Source organism: Kitasatospora sp. NPDC058046 (assembly GCF_042885595.1).
GTDB lineage: Bacteria > Actinomycetota > Actinomycetes > Streptomycetales > Streptomycetaceae > Kitasatospora.
Map to the genome: position 1 here is coordinate 14,084 of NZ_JBHVRS010000007.1, position 20,469 is coordinate 34,552.

Here is a 20,469-nt window from a genome sequence, read left to right on the forward strand (position 1 = left end):
CCGCGGCGGACCGACGAACGACGACGGCCCGCCCCGCGCGTGGTGCGCGGGGCGGGCCGTCGTCGTGGGCCAGGAGGTCAGCCGACCGAGCTGTTGTAGCTCTCGATCGCCGGCTGGAGCTCCTTGGCCGCGTCGGCCAGGGCCTGCTGGGCGGGCTTGGTGCCGGCGATGGTCTGCTCGATCGCGGTCTCCACGCCCTTGCGCGCCTGCGGCATCACGCCGAGCAGGCAGCCGGCCGTGGCCGGGGTCGGCTTGGTGGCCTTCAGCTGGTCGATCGCGGTCTGGAACTGCGGGTACTTGGCCACCCACTCCTTGTCCTTGGGGTCGTCCAGGGCCTTGGTGTTGACCGGGAAGTAGCCGGTGCCGGTGTGCCAGACGGCCTGCTGCTCGGGGGCGGAGACGAACTTCTCGAACTCCCAGGCGGCGCGCTTCTCGGCGTCGGAGTGGCCGGGGCCGCTGATCCACAGCGAGGCGCCGCCGATCACCGGGCCGCCCTGGTCGGCGGCGGTGACCTTCGGGAAGGCCGCGGTGCCGACGCCGAACTTCGCCGCCTCGGTGTAGCCGCGCAGCACGCCGGTGGACTCCAGGTGCATCGCGACCGTACCGGCCTTGAACGCGGCCTGGGCGTCGTCGGTGGTGCGGCCGGTGTTGGCCGCGTAGCCGCCCTTGACCAGGTCGGCCCACCACTGGACGATCTGGGCGCCCTGGGCGGAGTCGAAGACGACCTTGCCCGCCTTGTTGCCGCGGCCGTTGTCGTTGTCGCAGTACATGGTGCCGGACTCGGCGAGCAGCTGCTCGACGAACCAGCCGTAGATCGCGGCGCCGAAGCCGTACCGGACGGTCTTGCCGTCGCCGTCCTTCTTGGTCAGCTTCTTGGCCAGCTCGCCCAGCTCGGCCAGGTCCTTGGGGGCCTGGGCCGGGTCGAGGCCGGCCTCCTTGAAGGCGTCGGTGTTCAGGTAGAGCAACGGCATCGAGGAGTTGAACGGCATCGCCTGGAGCTTGCCGCCGACCGAGTAGTAGTTGCGGATGTTGGCGTCCAGGTCGTCCAGCGAGTAGCCGTCCTTGTCGGCGAAGGCCTGGGCCGGGACGGTCTGCTTGGAGTCGATCATGAACCGGGTGCCGATGTCGTAGACCTGCGCCAGGGCGGGGGTGCCCTTCTGCTGCACCGCGGCCTTGTACTTGGTGACCAGCTCGTCGTACTTGCCCTGGAACTGCGCCTTGACCTCGATCTTGCCCTGGTGGGCGGCGTTGAACTGGCCGACCAGCCCGTTCAGCACCTCGGCGTTCTTGCCGGTCATCGAGTGCCAGAACTCGACGCTGGTGACACCGGAGGCCTGGTCGAGCGCCTGGGCGCCGGGCGCGCCGGCGTCGGCGGAGCCGCCGGAGCCGGAACCGGAGCCGGAGCCGCTGGAGCTGCAGGCGGTCAGGGACAGGCCGGCCACCAGCAGGGCAGCGAGCGCGCGCGCACTCTTCTTCACGAGGGTTCTCTCTTTCGAGCGTTCGAGGAGGGGGGACACGGGAGGAGCGGGAGGGGCGCGGTCAGCGGACCGCGCCCGCGGTGAGGCCGCGGACGATGAAGCGCTGGCCGAAGACCACCAGGGCGAGGGTGGGCAGCAGGGAGAGCACGACGCCGGCCAGGATCAGCCCGGGGTCGGCCATCTCGGCGTCGCGCAGCGAGGTGAGGCCGATCTGGAGGGTCTGCATGTTCGCCGTGCGGGTGATGATCAGCGGCCAGAAGTACTGGTTCCACGCCGACAGGAAGACGTAGATCGACAGCGCCGCGAGGGCCGGCTTGTTGAGCGGGACGACGATCCGCCACAGGAAGCGCCAGTGGCCGGCTCCGTCGATCCGGGCGGCGTCGCGCAGTTCGCCGGGCAGCTGGCGGAAGGCCTGGCGCAGCATGAAGGTGCCGAAGCCGGAGGCCAGGAAGGGCAGCACCAGGCCGAAGTAGGTGTTGCCGAGCCCCCAGCCGGACAGCGTCAGGTAGTTGGGGATGATGATGGCCTCCCACGGGACCATCAGGGTGGCCAGGAACACCCCGAACACCACGGCGCGGGCCTTCATCGGCAGGAAGACGAAGGCGTACGCGGCGAGGACCGAGGTGAACAGCTGGGCGAGGGTGATGACGGTCGCCACGATCGCCGAGTTGGCGTACTGGCGGGCCAGCGGGATGGCGTCCACGGCGCCGGAGAAGTTCCGTCCGGTGACCGAGTGCGGCACCAGGGCCGGCGGGTAGGAGGAGAGCTCGGAGGGGCCCATGAAGGCGCCGGCGACGGCGTAGTAGACCGGGAAGGCCACGGTGACGACGGCGACGGCGAGCAGCAGGTAGACGGCGGCGCGGCCGAGAAGGTCGCGCGCGGAGCGCCCGGCGAGGGCGCGGGCGCGGGCGGGCGGACGGGGCGCCCCGGCCTTCGGCTCGGCCTCGGTGGTGAGGGTGGTCATGCGTAGTGCACCTTCCGCTCCAGGACGCCGAACTGGACGGCCGTGCAGGCGAGGACGACCACGAGCAGCACCACGGCCTGGGCGCTCGCGGTGCCGAAGTCGCTGGAGCCGTAGGCGAAGGCCTTCTCGTAGACGGAGTAGACGAGGGTCCGGGTGGAGCCGTCCGGCCCGCCCTTGGTGAGGATGTGGATCTGGCCGAAGCTCTGGAGCGCGTGGACGGTGGAGACCACGGTCAGGAAGAACAGGTTCGGACCGAGCATCGGGACGGTGATCGAACGGGCCAGCCGCAGGCCGGAGGCGCCGTCGATGCGGGCCGCCTCCAGGATCTCCCCCGGGATCGAGCCGATGCCCGCGGAGAGCACCAGCACGTTGTAGCCGAGGTTCATCCAGACCGTGGTGACGGCCACCGAGAGCAGGGCGTACCGGGAGTCGGTCAGCCAGCCGATCGGGCCGAGGCCCACGTGCGAGAGCAGCCCGTTGAGCACCCCGCTGGCGGGGTTGAAGAACACCGCGAACACCACCGAGGCGCTGGCCACCGAGAACGCGAAGGGCAGCGCGAAGGCCGAGCGCAGCAGTCGCACGCCCCGGATCCGGTTCTCCAGGAGCAGCACCAGCACCAGCGCGCCGAGCACCCCGGGCACCACGGTGAGCAGGGTGAACAGCGCCGTGGTCGTGAGGGTGCGGACGAAGTCGGCCGAGGCGAAGAGGTCGGTGTAGTGCTTGAACCCGACGTAGCGGGAGGGCGCGCCGAAGAGGTCGTTGGCGTGCCCGCTGAGGTAGAGGGTCCGTCCCAGCGGGTAGCCGATGAAGAGGACGAAGACCACCAGGGAGGGCAGCAGGAAGGCCCAGGCCAGCCCGTGTTCTCCCCAGCGGCTTCGACGGGCCGGGAGGGGCCCGGTGTGCGGTGCGGTCGGCATGTGTCGCGCGTCCGCCTTTCGTGATGTCGGTTCCGGCCGAAACCGTGTCTTGCCCGAACGACGGCGCGGAAACCCCGCGGTGATCAATGGGTGTCGCGGGGATTACGCGTTCGCGTCAGATCCGGCCGGTCGTGCCCGGACGGGCGGCGAACCGGCGGCAGAGGGGCAGTTGGGCGGGCCACCGCGCTGTCGGAGGGGTGGCGTACGGTGCGCGGGTGGACGAAACGGAATTCGACATCCCGGCCGCAATGGCCGAAAGTGTGCGCTCCCGCGCGGGCGCCTGGGCACTCGTCAGGGGCTTCGCCGCGTACTGGGGCGAGCCGCTGGGGCCCGGCGACGGCTTCACGGACGCGGAGCTGGACGCCGCCGAGCGGCGGCTGGGCCTGCGGCTGCCGGTGGCGCTGCGCGAGGCGTACCGGCTGTTCGGCCGCCGGGCGGACCTGACCAGCAACCAGGACGTGCTGCTGACGCCGGACGAGCTGCACGTGCTGGACGGCGCCCTGGTGTTCCGGGCGGAGAACCAGGGCTGCGCGCACTGGGGCGTGCCGCTGGACGGCCTCGACCGGGAGGATCCGCCGACGGTGTTCCGGCTCGACCTGGCGGACAAGGCGCAGGAGCGGTGGGAGCCCTGGGACGAGCGCTTCTCGGCGACGGCCGCGGCGATGGCGCTGATGGAGAAGCTGCTGGAGGACCACGAGCTGACCGACTTCCTCGACTGGGACGAGGAACTGCCGGACGGTCTGGGCGAGTTGCCGGCGCTCGGTCGCCACTTCCGCTGGTACCAGGGCCCGGAGGTGCTGGTCGGGGTGGCCGAGGAGGCCTGGGTGGTGGTCCGGGCACGCACCCCGCAGGCGCTGGACGCGTTCTACGGGGTGGTGCCCGGGGAGTCGCCGGACGAGTAGCCCGGCGGGGATGACGCGATCGGGTGGTCAGGCGGTCACGCGATCGGGCGGTCAGGCGGTCAGGCGGTCAGGCCGAGGAGCCGCCGTCCAGGACGAGGTCGCTGCCGACGGTGTAGCCCGCCTCGTCCGAAGCCAGGTACAGCACCGCGGCGGCCACCTCCTCCGTCGCCCCGGCCCGGCCGACCGGGACCTCGGCCTTCATCCGCCCGGCCTTGGTCGCGGCGTCCTCGCCCGGCCGGGAGGACATCGGGGTGTCCACCGCGCCGGGGCTGACGGTGTTGATCCGCACGCCCTCGGCGATGTGGTCGAGGGCGGCGGCCCTGGTCAGCACGGTGACCGCGGCCTTGCTGGCGGCGTAGGCCCCGACGCCCGCGAGCCGCTTGTGGGCGCCCAGGTTGGACGAGACGTTGACGATCGCGCCGCCGCCGTGGGCCCGCATGTGGGCGATCTGCGGCTGCATGGCGAGCAGGGTGCCGGTGACGTTGATGCCGAACACCCGCTGCCACTCGGCCTCGTCGATGTCGGCGACCGGGCCGGCGGCGCCGAACACCCCGGCGTTGTTGACGGCGACGTCCAGGCCGCCGAACAGCTCGACGGTCTCACCGACCAGCCGGGCGGCGTCCTGGGCGTTCGTCACGTCACCGGTGAGCGCCGCAGCCTTGCCGCCGGCCCGCTCGATCAGCTCGACGGTCTCGGCGAGCGGTCCGGCGGTGCGGCCGGCGACCGCGACCCGGGCGCCCTCGCGGGCGAAGGCGAGCGCGATGGCCCGGCCGATGCCGCTGCCCGCGCCGGTGACCAGGACGGACTTGTCGGCGAAACGCGTGCTCATGAGGTGAACTCCTTGATCCGGGTGGTGTGTTCGGGTGCGGTGGTGCGGGTGGTAGGGGTGGCGCGAGGCAGGGCGGCGACCGCGACGGCGGTCAGCGCCAGCCCCGCCGCGGCCGCCGCGAAGGCCGCGGCGTAGCCACCGACGACGCTCGGGCGGGTGGCGGCGAGCGCCATCAGGGCGGCCAGTCCGGCCGTGGGGCCGAGTTCCATGGCCGTGTTGAACACTCCGGCGGCCAGCCCGGTGCGCTCGGGCGGCACCCCGCCGGTGGCGAGCACGGCCGCCCCGGCGAAGGCCGCGGCGGCGCCGGCGGGCAGCAGGAGCAGTCCGGGCAGCAGGCCGGAGGCGTAGCCGCTGCCGGGGGCGAGCCCGGCCAGCAGGCCGAGTCCGGCGGCCGCCACGGCGAGGCCGCCGGCGGTGACCGCCACCGGTCCGTACCGGACGGTCAGCGGGCCGGCCAGTCGGCCGGAGAGCAGCAGGACCACCGCGTACGGCACGAAGGCGGCGGAGGTGGCCGCGGCGCTCCAGCCGCGCAGCTGCTGGAGGTAGAGCGAGAGCAGGACGAAGGTGAGCGCGGTGCCGGCGGCGGTGGCCATGACGGCGGCGAGCGCGGTGGCGCGGCGCCGGTCGGCGAGGAAGCCGGGTGGCAGCAGCGGGTCGGCGGTGCGGCGCTCGACGGCGGCGAAGGCGAGCAGCAGGGCGAGTCCGGCGGCCAGCGGGCCGTACGTCCCGGGGCTGCGCCAGCCCTGCTCGGTGGAGGCCACCAGGGCGTAACTCGCCGCGCAGACACCGGCGGTGGCGAGGGCGGCGCCGGGCAGGTCGAGGGCCGGTCGGCGGACGGCGGGGGCATGACCAGGGGCTGCGGGCAGGGCGGCGGGCAGGGATCCGGAGCAGGCGAGCCCGGCCAGGGCGACCACGACGGGCACCGCGAACAGCCAGCGCCAGGAGACCGCGGCGGCGACCGCGCCCGAGACCACGCTGCCGACGGTGGCACCGAGCACCGACAGGCCGCCCCAGGTGGCCATCGCCCGCCGGTAGGCGGCCGGTTCGGGGTGCAGCACCCGGACCACGGCGACCGCCGCCGGGGCGGTGAGGGCCGCGCCCGCGCCCTGGACGAAGCGGCTCGCCAGCAGGACGGGGTAGCCGGGCGCGAGGGCGCAGGCGATCGAGGCGGCGGCGAGCAGCACCAGGCCGGCGCGGAGCACCGGGCGTCCGCCGTGACGGTCCGTCAGCCGTCCGCCGAGCAGCAGCAGGGAGCTGAAGGAGAGGCCGTAGGCGGCGCTGAGCAGCAGCACCCCGGACGGGCCGAGCCCCAACTCCCGTGCCACCAGCGGCAGTGGCACGGTCAGGATCATGATCGTGAAGATCAGCACCGCCTGGACGACGCCGAGCAGCGCGAAGCCGTACCGGCCGGTAGCGATGACAGGCATGTAAAACCCTCCCCCCTATGTAGACCGTTCGGTCCAGTATGAGCCCAGCAGAAGACCCCGACCCGAGCCGACCGGGCGTCAGTCCAGCAGTGCCAGCGCCTGTTCGGCGGCGTCCCGCGCCAGGGGCGCGCCGTCGGCGGTCTTGCCCACCACCCGGATGCCCTGGAGCAGCACCACCAGCATCCTGGCGAGCGCCCGCGGGTCCCGCCCGGCGGGCAGTTCGCCCTGCGCGGCGGCCCGCGCCAGGGCGGCGGCGAGCAGCGTCTCCAGGCGGTCGAAGCTCGCCTCCACCCGGCGGGACGCGGCCGGGTCGTGCGGGGCCAGCTCCACCGCCGTGTTGGTGACGAAGCAGCCGAGCCGCCGCTCCCCCTCCTCCGCCGTCGCGTACTGGCGGACCAGCGCGCGGACCGCCGGCAGCGCCGGGCCCGGCTGGGACAGGTCGTCCAGCCGCGCCGAGTCGCTCTGCTCGCAGTAGCGCTCCAGCGCCCGCAGGTACAGCTCGCGCTTGCTGCCGAAGGTCGCGTAGAGACTGGCCCGGGCGATGCCGAGCCGCTCGACCAGGTCGGCCATCGAGGTGGCCTCGTAGCCGCGCTGCCAGAACAGCTCCAGGGCCGCCTGCAGCGCCGCGTCCGGGTCGAATTCCTTCGTTCGCGCCATGCCGGGAACAGTAGCCCTTTCTGGATCGGTCGGTCAAGAAAGGGCGATCAGTGGTCCAGACCTGATCTCTGACGGAGCATTGCCAAGTGGACTAGACCATGGCTACCCTTACCGCTCCCACATCCACCTCCTTCCCCCACAGGAGGCGCTTCGCATGTCCACATCCCGTCCCGCCCACTCCCGGCAGACCGCCGACGCCGTCAGACCCGTCGTGCTGACGGCGTTCCGGATCGTCGTCGGCCTGCTCTTCGCCTGCCACGGCGCCGCCTCGCTGTTCGGCGTGCTCGGCGGCGCCAAGGGCGGCGGCACCGTCCCGCTCGGCCAGTGGCCCGGCTGGTGGGCCGCGCTGATCCAGCTGGTCGGCGGCGTCCTGGTGCTGCTCGGCGCCGGCACCAGGGTGGCCGCCCTGCTCTGCTCCGGCTCGATGGCCTACGCCTACTTCACCGTCCACCAGGAGCACGCGCTGCTGCCGCTGCAGAACGGGGGCGAGCCCTCGGTGCTGTTCTGCTGGGCCTTCCTGGCCATCGCGGCGCTCGGCTCCGGCCCGTACGCCGTGGACCGCCTGCTCACCCGCCGGCCCCTGGCGGCGTCGGCCGAACCGGCGGTCCGGCCGACGTCGGCGGTCTGACGCACCGCCCGGGGCCGGTCAACGGTCCGACGGACCGCCCGCCGCCAGGTGTCGCTCGACCGAGGCGACCTTGGCGGTGAGGCCGTCGGTGACCCCGGCCCGGTCGTCGATCTTGATGACCGTGCTCACCCGGTTGCTATGCGCCTTCACCGCCTCGATCGCCGCCCTGATCACCGGCATCACCTCGTCCCACTCCCCCTCGATGCTGGTGAACATCGCGTCCGTGCGGTTCGGGAGACCGCTCTCCCGGACCACCCGGACGGCGGCGGCCACCGCCTCCCCCACGTCCTCGCCGATCCCCAGCGGGGTCACCGAAAAGGCTGCGATCACGGCTCTGCGCTCCTTGTGGTCGACGGCACCGGTCGCGGCCCGGGCCTGCACCCGGACCGCGACCAGGCTAGACGTCCCGCGACCGGGCTGGACGCCCCCCGACCGGACCGGACCTCAAGCCACCGAAGGCAGCGGCGGTTCGACGGCCAGCGGGGCGGTGGAGCGGGCCCGGTGCTGGTCGGCCCAGGAGACCAGCGCCACCGTGCAGGCGTGGTCCAGGTGGCGCAGCCCGGACCAGTCCAGTTCCACCGGCCGGTCCCCCGGCAGCCGTTCCAGGGTGTCCAGCAGCCGGGGCAGCCGCAGGAAGGTGGCGTTGCCGCTCAGCCGCACCCGGTGCAGCGGCTGCCCGGCCGGCTGCTCCTGCTCCTCCACCGCGATGTGCAGGTGCGAGGTCTGCCAGGCCGACTTGGCCACCGCCAGGCCGACGCCGATCAGCACCCCCTCGAACAGGTCGGTGGCGATGATCGCGACCGTCGTGACCACCAGCACCACCGCCTCGCCCAGGTGCCCGCGGCAGAGCGCGACGATCCGGCGCACCGGCACCAGCTTGGCGCCGGCGTGCACCAGGACGGCGGCCAGCGCGGTGAGCGGGACGAGCCCGAGCGCGCCCGGCAGCAGCGCGGTGAACACCAGCAGCCAGCCGCCGTGCAGGACCCGCGAGGCCTTGGTGCGCGCGCCGGCCTGGACGTTGGTCGCGCTGCGCACGATCACCGCGGTCATCGGCAGCGCGCCGAGCAGCCCGCAGACGGTGTTGCCGATGCCCTGGGCGGTGAGCTCGCGGTCGTAGTCGGTGCGCGGGCCGTGGTGCATCCGGTCGACGGCGGCGGCGCTGAACAGCGTCTCGGCGGAGGCGATCAGGGTGAAGGCGACGACCGTGCCGATCCCGGCGGGGCCGGCCAGGGCGGTCAGGGCGTCGCGGCCGGGCAGGTGCACCACGTCGAGCAGCCCGGCCACGTGGACGCGGGCCACCGGCAGGTCGGCGGCCGCGGTGACGGCGGCGGCCAGGCCGACGGCGGCCAGCGGGGCGGGGACGGCGCGGGCGGCCCGCTCCGGCAGGTACTTCCAGGCGACCAGGACCAGCAGGGTGCCGAGGCCGAGGGCGACGGCGCTCGGGTTGGCCGCAGCGGTCAGCACGTCGCCCAGCAGGTCGGGCAGTCCGGCGATCTTCTCGGGCCCGGTGGCGGGGGCGCGGCGGTCGGCGAGCGCGTAGAGCTGGCCGAACACCAGGGTCAGTCCGATGCCGGCCAGCATGCCGTGCACCACCGAGGCGGACATCGCCCGGAACCAGCGGCCGAGCCGCAGGGCGCCCATCGCCAGCTGGAGCAGGCCGGTGCCGAGCACCAGCAGGCCGAGCGCGCCGACGCCGAAGCGCTGGACGGCGTCGGCGACCAGGACGGTCAGTCCGGCGGCGGGCCCGCTGACCTGGAGGCTGCTGCCGGGCAGCAGGCCGGCCACCAGGCCGCCGACGATGCCGGTGACCAGCCCGAGTTCGGCCGGGACGCCGGAGGCGACGGCCACGCCGACGCAGAGCGGGAGGGCGACCAGGAACACCACCAGCGAGGCCGGCAGGTCGTGGCGCCAGGGGACGGCGCGCAGGACGGCGGCCGGGGTGCGGGGCCGGCCCGGCGGGCCGTGCTTGCGGAGGCGGCCCGGCGGGCTGTCGCTCCGGTGGGGCGGCGGGTTCACCCGGTCACCGCCAGGGACCGGGCAGGGGTGCAGCAGCGCATGGGGACGTTCCTTCCGCGCGTCCGCCGCAGCGGGCGCGCCGTTGCAAGGGCGGGGAGCAGGAGGAGGAGCGGGGAACGGGAGGGCAGGGGAAACAGCGGCGACAGCGGTACGGCCGCGGGTCCGGGCGGACCAGAGCGCGGCGGCGGGTGTCGGGTCGGTGCGGCCGGGGGGTGCGTCCCTCGCTCGGGTGCGGCGGACCGGGCGCGCTGGTCCTGGACGGGGCCACCGGCGGAGTTCCCCCGCTCCGCGGTGCTCCCGAAACCCCCCTGCCGCGGCCTCAGTTGGACGTCACGGGCCCGGCGTGGCACCGACGGTACCCAGCCCGGCGGGGCGGGCCCACAGCAGGCACCGTCCCTTCACCGCCACTGCACACCGGCCGCTCTTCCCGGCGCGGAGCGTCCGCTTCCCCGGGCACACCAGCGCGATCGCCGTCCTGGCGTGCGAATCCCCGCCGCCCGACGGTCCGCCCAGCGCCTTCCACATTCTGTTGAAGTCCCCTTGACGCCCCGACGAGCCCCGCCCTACCGTGTTTCCACATACAGAAACCGTTCTTCCGTATGGTGGAATTCAGGAGATGAGCCCTCCGAGCCACTGCGGGCCGACGCAGGAGAGATCCGATGCCTCGTATGACAGCCGCCCGCGCGGCCGTGGAGATCCTCAAGCTCGAAGGCGTTGAGGTCGCGTTCGGCGTGCCGGGCGCGGCCATCAACCCGTTCTACGCCGCGCTCAAGGCCGCCGGCGGGATCGGGCACACGCTGGCCCGGCACGTCGAGGGCGCCTCCCACATGGCCGAGGGCTACACCCGCGCCAGGGCCGGCAACATCGGGGTCTGCGTCGGCACCTCGGGGCCGGCCGGCACCGACATGATCACCGGCCTGTACTCGGCGATCGCCGACTCCGTCCCGATCCTCTGCATCACCGGCCAGGCGCCCGTCGCCCGGCTGCACAAGGAGGACTTCCAGGCCGTCGACATCGCCTCGATCGCGGGGCCCGTCACCAAGGCCGCCACCACCGTGCTGGAGGCCGCGCAGGTCCCCGGCGTGTTCCAGCAGGCCTTCCACCTGATGCGCTCCGGGCGCCCCGGCCCGGTCCTGATCGACCTGCCGATCGACGTCCAGCTGACCGAGATCGACTTCGACCCGGAGGCCTACCAGCCGCTGCCGGTCTACAAGCCGGCCGCCAACCGCGTCCAGATCGAGAAGGCGGTCGCGCTGCTCCAGCGGTCCGAGCGCCCGCTGATCGTCGCGGGCGGCGGCGTCATCAACGCCGACGCCGCCGAGCTGCTGCGGGAGTTCGCCGAACTCACCGGCGTCCCGGTGGTCCCCACCCTGATGGGCTGGGGCGTCATCCCGGACGACCACGCGCTCAACGCCGGCCTGGTCGGCCTCCAGACCTCGCACCGCTACGGCAACGAGACCTTCCTCGCCTCCGACTTCGTCCTCGGCATCGGCAACCGCTGGGCCAACCGCCACACCGGCGGCCTGGACGTCTACACCGCGGGCCGCACCTTCGTCCACGTCGACGTCGAGCCCACCCAGCTCGGCCGGATCTTCGCCCCGGACCTCGGCATCGCCTCCGACGCCGGGGCCGCGCTGGAGCTGTTCGTCGAGGTGGCGCGCGAACTGCGGGACGCCGGCACGCTCAAGGACCGCACCGCCTGGGCCGCCGCCGCCCAGGAGCGCAGGGCCCGGCTCCAGCGCCGCACCCACTTCGACGACGTGCCGCTCAAGCCGCAGCGCGTGTACGAGGAGATGAACCGGGCGTTCGGCCCGGAGACCCGCTACGTCACCACCATCGGCCTCTCCCAGATCGCCGGCGCGCAGCTGCTGCACGTCTACCGGCCGCGGCACTGGATCAACTGCGGCCAGGCCGGCCCGCTCGGCTGGACCATCCCGGCCGCGCTGGGCGTCGCCACCGCCGACCCGGGAGGGCAGGTGGTCGCGCTCTCCGGCGACTACGACTTCCAGTTCATGATCGAGGAGCTGGCGGTCGGCGCCCAGCACCGCATCCCGTACGTCCACGTGCTGGTGAACAACTCCTACCTGGGCCTGATCCGCCAGGCGCAGCGCGCCTTCGACATCGACTACCAGGTCAACCTGGAGTTCGAGAACGTCAACGCGCCGGAGCTGGGCGTCTACGGCGTGGACCACGTCAAGGTCGTCGAGGGCCTGGGCTGCAAGGCGATCCGGGTCACCGAGCCGGAGGGCCTGCTGCCCGCCTTCGAGGAGGCCAAGAAACTGGCCGCCGAGTTCCGCGTCCCGGTCGTGGTCGAGGCGATCCTGGAGCGGGTCACCAACATCTCGATGGCCGCCGCCGACATCGACAAGGTCAACGAGTTCGAGGAGTTGGCCACCCTCCCCGAGCACGCGCCGACGGCGATCCGGCCGTTGGTGCCGTAACGCGGCGCACGCACCGGTCGCGCACGCCGGTCGCACGCACCGGCCGTCCGCGCCGGTCGTCCGCGCCGGGCGGGTGGGGGCGGACGAGCCGCTCCGCACGCCCCCACCCACTCCCGTGCCCGGAACATCGGCACGCCGACCGCAGTTGACCAGGTGACGGCCGCTACCGTGGCCCACGAAGAGGCCCGGCCCGACGACTTCCCGAAAGGACCACCCCCGTGAGCCTGTACGACATCCCGCTGCGCACCCTCGACGGCGCGGCCACCTCGCTGGCCGACCACAAGGGCAAGGCGCTGCTGATCGTCAACGTCGCCTCCAAGTGCGGTCTGACCCCGCAGTACGAGGGCCTGGAGCGGCTCCAGCAGCGGTACGCCGGGCGCGGGTTCACCGTGCTGGGCTTCCCCTGCAACCAGTTCGCCGGACAGGAGCCCGGCAGCGCCGAGGAGATCCGCACCTTCTGCTCCACCACCTACGGCGTGACCTTCCCGCTGTTCGAGAAGATCGACGTCAACGGCGAGGACCGCCACCCGCTGTACGCCAAGCTCACCGAGGTCGCCGACGCCGAGGGCCAGGCCGGGGACATCGCCTGGAACTTCGAGAAGTTCCTGCTCTCCCCGGACGGCACCGTCGTCGCGCGCCTGCGCCCGCCCGTCGAGCCGGAGTCGCCGGAGCTGGTCGCCGCGCTCGAGGCCGTCCTGCCGGCCTGACCACACGCACCGCGGAGGCCCGGGGCCCGCGGCCCCGGGCCTCCGTCGTGCGCGCACGCAAGGCCCTCCTCGGGGTGTTGCGGACATGCCCAAGCGCCCCTACCGTGTGTGCCCCCGTTGATCCATCGCCCACGGAGGGCCCACCCTGATGATCCGTCACATCAGAACAGCGGCAAGGGCGCTGCTCGCGGCCGGCCTGCTCGTCACCGGCACACCGGCCGGTGCCTCGCCGGCGGCGGCCGCCGCGGCGCCGACGGCCCTGACCGCGTCCGACTACACCCTCACCTCCGACTACCACCAGTACGACACCCTCGACTCGGCGCTCGCCACGACGCTCGGGACCTCCGCCGTGCACACCGTGATGGAGCACGCGAACCACGACCGGCAGGCCCTCCCCGCGTCCTTCTCCGTGGCCGGCCTGACCACCGGCTTCCGGTTCGACGACGGCGACAACTCCGACTGCCAGAGCTTCCCCCAGGGCATCACCACGAGCCGGGACGCCGTGGGGACCGCGAACAGCGGCAACTACGACGGCCACCAGCTCGTGCTGGTGAGCTGGTACACCAAGGACGGCTGCGGCGGCGCCCAGCAGCGCAGCCGGATCACCCTGGTCGACTGGGACGCCACCTACCCCGACACCTACCGCAAGATCCTCCTGGTGGAACCGACCGGCACCGCGGCCGCACCGGACTTCAAGGACGTCCCGATCCACGCCGGCGGCGTCTCCTGGTACGGCGACCACCTCTACGTCGCCGACACCGGCCGCGGCATGCGCGTCTTCGACCTGCGCAAGATCCTCAACACCGACACCGGCGGCACCGCCGACCAGATCGGCCGCCAGCCCGGAGGCGCCTACTACGCCCACAACTACGCCTACGTGCTGCCCCAGGTCGGCACGGTCACCGCGCAGACCGCCTCCGGAGCCAAGCTGGTGTGGTCGTCGGTCTCCCTCGACCGGGTCAGCAAGTCGATCGTGATGACGGAGTACACCTGCCAGGCGGACTGCGTCGACTACCCGAACCGCCCGCCGCGGGCCGTCCGCTTCCCGTTCGCCGCCGGGGCGACGACCTTCGCCGCGACGACGACCGCAAGCCAGGCCCTCCAACTGCCCTGGTACAACCTCAACGGCGTGGCCTCCCACAACGGCCGGTGGTGGTTCAACTCCTCGGGGCAGAAGAAGCTCTACTACTGGACCCCGACCGCGGGCGCCTCGACCTTCGCCTGGGTCGGCGGCGGCGAGAGCCTCTCCTACTGGGAGGACGCCACCGGCCCCGACCTGCTGTGGTCGCTGCAGGAGACCACGGGCGGGCGCAACGTCTTCGCGGTCACCCAGTCCACCTACGGCGGCGGCTGAGCCCCTGGCTCGGGGCCGTCGGGAACGACTCGCCGGGGCCCCGTGACCCACGACCCGGTCGGCGGCGGCCCCCGGGCGGGACCGTCGGCGACGGTCTGCCGGATGATGGGGGCAGGGGCACGGCAGCGGATGTGAGGGCGACACGGTGACAGCAGGCGAATCCATGGGGTTGGAGTCGGGACACCGGTCGGCGGACCGCGAGGGTCCGGAGACCGTCGCGGCCGCCGGCCGGCCCGAGGCGGGCACGGAGCCCCCGGGCGGGGGCGCGGGGCGCCGGCGTTCCCTGGTCCGGCGGCTGGCGGTCCTGGTGCTCGTCCTCGTCCTGCTCTGCCTCCCGCCCTGGTGGACCCTGTTCGCCTCCGGCGCCGACTGGCCGTTCCCGGTCCTCCTGGCCGGCACGGTCGTCCTCGCGGCCTGGATGGTCTCCTTCCCCTTCCTGATGGTCGCGGGCCACGGGCGGCGGCGTAGCGACCGGGCCGCCCGCGTCGCGGACACCAGCCTCGGGGTGGTCTGGGTGCTGTTCACCTGGTCGGTGCTGGGCGGCTCGGTGGACCTGCTGCTGGCCGGGCTCGACGTCGGCGGCACCGACCGGGCCAGGGCCGTGGCCGTGGCCGTCGCCGTGGTCTCGGCCGCGCTGCTGGGCTGGGGGCACCACGAGGCGATGCGCGTGCCCCGGGTGAAGCGGGTGGACGTGCACCTCCCGCGGCTCGGCGCCGGCCTGGACGGGACCAGGGTCGTGGTGCTGGCCGACACCCACTACGGGCCGATCGACCGGGCGGACTGGTCGGCGCGGGTCGCCGAGGCGGTCAACGCGCTCGACGCGGACGTCCTGGTCCACGCCGGCGACATCGCCGACGGCACCCCGGCCCAGCGCCGGGAGCAGTCCGCGCCGCTCGGGACGGTCCGCTCCCGGCTGGCCAAGGTCTACGTCACGGGGAACCACGAGTACGGCAGCGAGGCCCAGGGCTGGCTGGACCGGATGGCGGACCTGGGCTGGGAGCCGCTGCACAACCGCCACGTCGTGGTGGAGCGCGGCGGCGACGCCCTCGTGCTCGCCGGGGTGGACGACGTGACCGCGGAGTCCTCCGGCCTGGCCGGACACCGCGCGAACCTGGTCGGCGCGCTGGCGGGGGCGGACCCGGCCCTGCCGGTCCTGCTCGTCGCCCACCAGCCCAAGTACGTCCCGCAGGCCGCTGCCGCCGGCATCGACCTGCAGGTCTCCGGGCACACCCACGGCGGCCAGATCTGGCCGTTCAACTTCCTCGTCCGGATCGACCAGCCGGTGGTGCACGGCCTGAGCCGGCACGGGGAGCGGACCCAGCTCTACACCAGCCGCGGCACCGGCTTCTGGGGCCCGCCGTTCCGGGTCTTCGCCCCGAGCGAGATCACCCTGCTCACCCTGCGCTCGGGCGGTCCGTCGCCCACCGCGTGACCGACCACTGAAAGGCTCGAACCGGGGCTCAGGGCAGCAACAGCCGCGTCCCCGGTGGCAGTTCGCCGTCCCGGGCGGCGTCGCGCAGGTGCGCCAGCAGGGTGTCCCGCAGCGCCTCCGCCGCGCGGGTGAGCGGCACCTCGTGGCCGTGGGCGACGGCGATGGTGCGGCCCAGTCCGGGCCCGGCGAAGGCCGTCACCGCGAGGCCGGAGCGGGCGGCCACCATGCCGGGGACGACGGCGGGCCCGATCCCGGCCCGGACGAAGCCCAGCACCGCGTCCATCTCGCCGCCCTCCACCGCGAACTCCGGCTCGAACCCGGCCGCCCGGCAGGCCGCCAGGGTCGCCTCGCGGACGTCGTAGCCCTCCCGGAACATCACCAGCGGCCGGCCCTTCAGCTCCGTCACCCGGACCTTGCGCCGGGCCGGCCGCCCGGCCGCGACCAGCACCAGCTCCTCGTGCAGCAGTTCGGTGACCGCCAGCGCGGGCTCCTGCTCGCCGCTCGGCCGGGTGATGGTCAGCGCGAGGTCCAGCTCCCCCGCCGCCAGCCAGCCGACCAGGTCGCGCGAGCCGCCCTCGCGGACCACCAGCGCCACCCCCGGGTAGCGGTCCCGGAAGACCCGCAGCACGTCCGGCACCAGGCTGGTGCACAGGCTCGGCGGTGCGCCCAGCCGGACCCGGCCGCGGCGCAGCTGCACCGTCTCCTGCACGGCCAGCCGGGCGGTCTCGGTGTCCGCGAGGATGCGCCGGGCCAGCGGCAGCAGGGCGTCCCCGGCGTCCGTGAGCGCGATGTTGCCCCGGGTGCGGTGGAACAGCTCCGCACCCAACTCCCGTTCCAGGGCCCGGATCTGTTGCGAGAGTGACGGCTGCGCGACGTGTGCCGCCTCGGCGGCCCGGGTGAAGTGCCGGGTCTCGGCGACGGCCAGGAAGTAGCGGAGTTGCTGGAGCTGCACAGGGCCAGGATAGGCCGCATCGATAGTCCATGCCTATCGTCATGAGCCGCATCATGTCTTGGACGTACCCTCGCCGCCGTCCCTACCGTTGCTGCCATGACAACCGCGACTCGGACGGCCCGGCATCCGTCCACCCTGGCGACCCTGTGGCGGTCGACCGTCGGCAAGAAGGCGGTCATGGCCGTCACCGGACTGGCCATGCTGCTGTACCTGGTCGCGCACATGCTGGGCAACCTCAAGGTGTTCTTCGGCCCGGACGACATCAACGGCTACGCGGCCTGGCTGCGCACCATCGGACAGCCCTTTCTGGGCCACGAGTGGTTCCTGTGGATCGCCCGGGCGGGCCTGCTGGCCGCCGTGGTGCTGCACGGCGTCTCCGCGTACCAGCTCAGCCGCCGCGACCTCGCGGCCCGCCCGAGCCGGTACGTGCACAAGCGCCGCCGCGCCAGCTACGCGACGCGGACCATGCGCTGGGGCGGGGTGATCCTGGCGCTGTTCATCGTCTGGCACATCCTCGACCTCACCACGCTGACCGTGAACCCGGGCACCGATCACGGCCAGACGTACCAGAACATCGTGGCCTCCTTCGGCCGCTGGTACGTCGACGTGTTCTACGTCGTCGCGATGCTGGCCGTCGGCCTGCACATCCGGCACGGGTTCTGGAGCGCCGCGCAGACCCTCGGCGCCAACAACGCCCGCCGCGACCGGGCGCTCAAGCTGGTCGCGAACGGCCTGGCGCTGGTGCTGACCGCCGGCTTCCTGTCCGTCCCCGTGGCCGTGATGACCGGAGTCGTGAAGTGAGCAGTGGTGGCCCGAGGCGTGAAGTGAGCAGTGCTGACCGGAGCGGTGAAGTGAGCAGTGGTGACATGAGCTACCTGGAGTACACCCTCGGCGAGCCGGTCGCCGACGCCAAGGCCCCCGCCGGGCCGATCGAACAGCGCTGGGACCAGCGGCGGTTCGACGCCAAGCTGGTCAACCCGGCCAACCGGCGCAAGCACACCGTGATCGTGGTCGGCACCGGCCTGGCCGGCGGCGCGGCCGGCGCCACCCTGGCCGAACAGGGCTACCACGTGGTCCAGTTCTGCTTCCAGGACTCCCCACGGCGGGCCCACTCGATCGCCGCCCAGGGCGGCATCAACGCGGCCAAGAACTACCGCAACGACGGCGACTCGGTCCGCCGGCTGTTCTACGACACCGTCAAGGGCGGCGACTTCCGGGCCCGCGAGTCCAACGTGCACCGGCTGGCCCAGGTGTCGGTGGAGATCATCGACCAGTGCGTGGCCCAGGGCGTGCCCTTCGCCCGCGAGTACGGCGGCCTGCTGGACACCCGGTCGTTCGGCGGCGTCCAGGTCTCCCGGACCTTCTACGCCCGCGGCCAGACCGGCCAGCAGCTGCTGCTCGGCGCCTACCAGGCGCTCTCCCGGCAGGTCGCCGCCGGGAACGTGGAGCTGCACCCGCGCACCGAGATGCTCGACCTGCTGGTGGTCGACGGCCGGGCCCGCGGCATCGTCGCCCGCGACCTCGTCACCGGCGAGATCCGCTCCTACACCGCGGACGCCGTGGTGCTCGCCAGCGGCGGCTACGGCAACGTCTTCTACCTCTCCACCAACGCCAAGAACTCCAACGCCACCGCGATCTGGCGGGCGCACCGGCGCGGCGCGTACTTCGCCAACCCGTGCTTCACCCAGATCCACCCGACCTGCATCCCGCGCTCGGGCGACCACCAGTCCAAGCTCACCCTGATGAGCGAGTCGCTGCGCAACGACGGGCGGATCTGGGTGCCCAAGGCGAAGGGCGACAACCGGCCGCCCGGGCAGATCCCGGAGGAGGAGCGGGACTACTACCTGGAGCGGATCTACCCCTCCTTCGGCAACCTGGTGCCGCGCGACATCGCCTCCCGGGCCGCCAAGAACGTCTGCGACGAGGGCCGCGGCATCGGCCCCGGCGGCCAGGGCGTCTACCTGGACTTCGCCGACGCGATCCGCCGGCTGGGCCGGGACGCCGTCGAGGCCAAGTACGGCAACCTCTTCGAGATGTACGAGCGGATCACCGCCGAGGACCCGTACCGGGTGCCGATGCGGATCTACCCGGCGATCCACTACACGATGGGCGGGCTCTGGGTCGACTACGACCTGCAGACCACCGTCCCGGGCCTGTTCGCGATCGGGGAGGCCAACTTCTCCGACCACGGCGCCAACCGGCTCGGCGCCAGCGCCCTGATGCAGGGCCTGGCCGACGGCTACTTCGTGCTGCCGCCCACCATCAACGACTACCTGGCCCGCCACCCGCTGCCGGCCGTGCCCGCCGACCACCCGGTGCTCGCCGAGGTGGAGGCCGAGGTCGAGGACCGGCTCAACCTGATCCTCGCGGTGGACGGCGACCGCACCCCGGACTCCTTCCACCGCGAACTCGGCGAACTGCTCTGGGACGAGTGCGGGATGGCCCGCGACGAGGCCGGGCTGCGCCGGGCGCTGGAGCGGATCCCGCTGCTGCGCGAGGAGTTCTGGCGCCGGATCAAGGTGCCGGGCACCGGGCAGGAGCTCAACCAGTCGCTGGAGAAGGCCAACCGGCTGGTCGACTACTTCGAACTGGCCGAGCTGATGTGCCTGGACGCGCTGCACCGCGCCGAGTCCTGCGGCGGCCACTTCCGCACCGAGAGCCAGACCCCCGACGGCGAGGCCGCCCGCCGCGACGAGGACTACTCCTACGCCGCCGCCTGGGAGTTCACCGGCACCGGCGCGGCACCCGTCCTCCACCGCGAGGACCTCGACTTCGAGTACGTCCACCCCACCCAGCGGAGCTACGCATGAACCTCACCCTGCGCATCTGGCGCCAGGCGGGCCCGGACGCACCCGGCTCGATGACCACCTACCGGGTCGACGGGATCAGCCCGGACATGTCCTTCCTGGAGATGCTGGACACCCTCAACGAGGAGCTGATCACCCGCGGCGACCAGCCCGTCGCCTTCGACCACGACTGCCGCGAGGGCATCTGCGGCGCCTGCGGCATGGTCATCAACGGCCAGGCGCACGGCCCCGAGCGCACCACCACCTGCCAGCTGCACATGCGGCACTTCCAGGACGGCGACACCATCGACGTCGAGCCCTGGCGGGCGGCGGCGTTCCCGGTGGTCAAGGACCTGGTGGTGGACCGCTCGGCCTTCGACCGGATCATCGGCTCCGGCGGCTACATCACCGCCCCCACCGGCAGCGCCCCCGAGGCGCACGCCACGCCCGTCCCCAAGGAGACCGCCGACACCGCCTTCGAGCACGCCGAGTGCATCGGCTGCGGCGCCTGCGTGGCGGCCTGCCCGAACGGCTCGGCGATGCTCTTCACCTCCGCCAAGGTGGTGCACCTCAACGTGCTGCCGCAGGGCGCGCCGGAACGGGCCGCCCGGGTACGGGACATGGTCTCGGCCATGGACGCCGAGGGCTTCGGCGGCTGCACCAACACCGGTGAGTGCGCCACCGCCTGTCCCAAGGGCATCCCGCTGCCCAGCATCGCGGCGATGAACCGGGAGTTCCTGCGGGCCGCCCGCGGCTGACGACTCCCCCACGACGGTCGGCCCCTCGCTCTGGTGCTCAGGCGAGGGGCCGACGCCGTTCTGGAACAGGGCGTGCGGTCGCGGTTCGCGCTACCCGTACGGGTGGTGGATCGCCCGGGGCCGTGCTTCCTGACGGGGAATCGCGCTACGGTGGTGTCCGCTACGGAAGGACGGCATATGCCCGAGGTTCAGTCCTGTTCCGGTTGCGGCGGGTCCGGGGG

General features: G+C 73.2%; 18 protein-coding genes. 9 read left to right on the top strand and 9 right to left on the bottom strand.

The genetic code is table 11. The features are described 5' to 3' along the window. Positions 1-77: 77 nt before the first annotated feature. The 3 genes from ACFVU7_RS16445 to ACFVU7_RS16455 all read right to left on the bottom strand — a co-directional run bounded on the left by ACFVU7_RS16445 (position 78) and on the right by ACFVU7_RS16455 (position 3,359). Positions 78-1,478, bottom strand: coding sequence for an ABC transporter substrate-binding protein (locus ACFVU7_RS16445; protein WP_388045607.1), 1,401 nt, complete (start codon positions 1,476-1,478; stop codon positions 78-80). 61 nt (positions 1,479-1,539) lie between these two features. Next, the gene (locus ACFVU7_RS16450) at positions 1,540-2,442 is read right to left on the bottom strand and encodes a carbohydrate ABC transporter permease (protein ID WP_079272327.1); all 903 of its coding nucleotides are present in this window, start codon (positions 2,440-2,442) and stop codon (positions 1,540-1,542) included. Further along, positions 2,439-3,359, bottom strand: coding sequence for a carbohydrate ABC transporter permease (locus ACFVU7_RS16455; RefSeq protein ID WP_049655615.1), 921 nt, complete (start codon positions 3,357-3,359; stop codon positions 2,439-2,441). Before ACFVU7_RS16455 ends, ACFVU7_RS16450 begins: the two co-directional genes overlap by 4 nt. A 215-nt stretch (positions 3,360-3,574) precedes the next feature. Between ACFVU7_RS16455 and ACFVU7_RS16460 the strand changes: the two genes are divergently transcribed. Further along, on the top strand, positions 3,575-4,261 hold the full coding sequence (locus ACFVU7_RS16460) for an SMI1/KNR4 family protein (protein ID WP_143204591.1): 687 nt from the start codon (positions 3,575-3,577) through the stop codon (positions 4,259-4,261). Positions 4,262-4,328: 67 nt separating this feature from the next. Here the strand turns inward: ACFVU7_RS16460 and ACFVU7_RS16465 are convergent, their stop codons facing one another. The 3 genes from ACFVU7_RS16465 to ACFVU7_RS16475 all read right to left on the bottom strand — a co-directional run bounded on the left by ACFVU7_RS16465 (position 4,329) and on the right by ACFVU7_RS16475 (position 7,174). Beyond that, on the bottom strand, positions 4,329-5,090 hold the full coding sequence (locus ACFVU7_RS16465; protein ID WP_049655613.1) for an SDR family NAD(P)-dependent oxidoreductase: 762 nt from the start codon (positions 5,088-5,090) through the stop codon (positions 4,329-4,331). After that, the gene (locus ACFVU7_RS16470) at positions 5,087-6,517 is read right to left on the bottom strand and encodes an MFS transporter (RefSeq protein ID WP_388045609.1); all 1,431 of its coding nucleotides are present in this window, start codon (positions 6,515-6,517) and stop codon (positions 5,087-5,089) included. The genes ACFVU7_RS16465 and ACFVU7_RS16470 overlap by 4 nt, the downstream gene beginning before the upstream one ends. 78 nt (positions 6,518-6,595) lie before the next feature. Further along, a complete protein-coding gene (locus ACFVU7_RS16475) occupies positions 6,596-7,174 on the bottom strand; it encodes a TetR/AcrR family transcriptional regulator (RefSeq protein WP_074003635.1) in 579 nt (192 codons plus the stop codon). Between the two features lie 154 nt (positions 7,175-7,328). Here ACFVU7_RS16475 and ACFVU7_RS16480 point away from each other — a divergent pair, with 154 nt between their 5' ends. Further along, positions 7,329-7,802, top strand: a complete 474-nt coding sequence (locus ACFVU7_RS16480) for a DoxX family protein (protein WP_074003636.1) — start codon at positions 7,329-7,331, stop codon at positions 7,800-7,802. Positions 7,803-7,820: 18 nt separating this feature from the next. Here ACFVU7_RS16480 and ACFVU7_RS16485 read toward each other — a convergent pair whose 3' ends face one another. Beyond that, a complete protein-coding gene (locus ACFVU7_RS16485; RefSeq protein WP_049652700.1) occupies positions 7,821-8,132 on the bottom strand; it encodes an MTH1187 family thiamine-binding protein in 312 nt (103 codons plus the stop codon). A gap of 114 nt (positions 8,133-8,246) precedes the next feature. Next, positions 8,247-9,728, bottom strand: coding sequence for a SulP family inorganic anion transporter (locus tag ACFVU7_RS16490; RefSeq protein ID WP_388045895.1), 1,482 nt, complete (start codon positions 9,726-9,728; stop codon positions 8,247-8,249). A 749-nt stretch (positions 9,729-10,477) separates the two neighbouring features. Between ACFVU7_RS16490 and gcl the strand changes: the two genes are divergently transcribed. From gcl to ACFVU7_RS16510, 4 genes are all read left to right on the top strand, one after another. Next, complete coding sequence (gcl, locus tag ACFVU7_RS16495) at positions 10,478-12,259, top strand: glyoxylate carboligase (protein WP_074003637.1); 1,782 nt, start codon at positions 10,478-10,480, stop codon at positions 12,257-12,259. A 218-nt stretch (positions 12,260-12,477) separates the two neighbouring features. Beyond that, positions 12,478-12,966, top strand: coding sequence for a glutathione peroxidase (locus ACFVU7_RS16500; protein WP_049652707.1), 489 nt, complete (start codon positions 12,478-12,480; stop codon positions 12,964-12,966). Between the two features lie 148 nt (positions 12,967-13,114). After that, the gene (locus ACFVU7_RS16505; protein WP_388045611.1) at positions 13,115-14,320 is read left to right on the top strand and encodes a hypothetical protein; all 1,206 of its coding nucleotides are present in this window, start codon (positions 13,115-13,117) and stop codon (positions 14,318-14,320) included. Positions 14,321-14,483: 163 nt separating this feature from the next. Continuing rightward, positions 14,484-15,752 carry a metallophosphoesterase gene (locus ACFVU7_RS16510; RefSeq protein WP_388045613.1) on the top strand — a complete coding sequence of 423 codons (1,269 nt, stop codon included), beginning with the start codon at positions 14,484-14,486 and terminating at the stop codon, positions 15,750-15,752. A gap of 28 nt (positions 15,753-15,780) precedes the next feature. On the opposite strand, the gene ACFVU7_RS16515 is transcribed toward ACFVU7_RS16510, so the two are convergent. Then, a complete protein-coding gene (locus ACFVU7_RS16515) occupies positions 15,781-16,704 on the bottom strand; it encodes a LysR family transcriptional regulator (RefSeq protein WP_074003639.1) in 924 nt (307 codons plus the stop codon). 96 nt (positions 16,705-16,800) lie between these two features. Between ACFVU7_RS16515 and ACFVU7_RS16520 the strand changes: the two genes are divergently transcribed. The 3 genes from ACFVU7_RS16520 to ACFVU7_RS16530 all read left to right on the top strand — a co-directional run bounded on the left by ACFVU7_RS16520 (position 16,801) and on the right by ACFVU7_RS16530 (position 20,248). Beyond that, positions 16,801-17,505: a succinate dehydrogenase cytochrome b subunit gene (locus ACFVU7_RS16520; RefSeq protein ID WP_049652714.1), complete on the top strand. Its 705-nt coding sequence runs from the start codon at positions 16,801-16,803 to the stop codon at positions 17,503-17,505. A 65-nt stretch (positions 17,506-17,570) separates the two neighbouring features. Then, positions 17,571-19,514 carry a fumarate reductase/succinate dehydrogenase flavoprotein subunit gene (locus ACFVU7_RS16525; RefSeq protein ID WP_388045897.1) on the top strand — a complete coding sequence of 648 codons (1,944 nt, stop codon included), beginning with the start codon at positions 17,571-17,573 and terminating at the stop codon, positions 19,512-19,514. Continuing rightward, complete coding sequence (locus tag ACFVU7_RS16530; RefSeq protein ID WP_074003641.1) at positions 19,511-20,248, top strand: succinate dehydrogenase/fumarate reductase iron-sulfur subunit; 738 nt, start codon at positions 19,511-19,513, stop codon at positions 20,246-20,248. The genes ACFVU7_RS16525 and ACFVU7_RS16530 overlap by 4 nt, the downstream gene beginning before the upstream one ends. Positions 20,249-20,469: the final 221 nt, after the last annotated feature.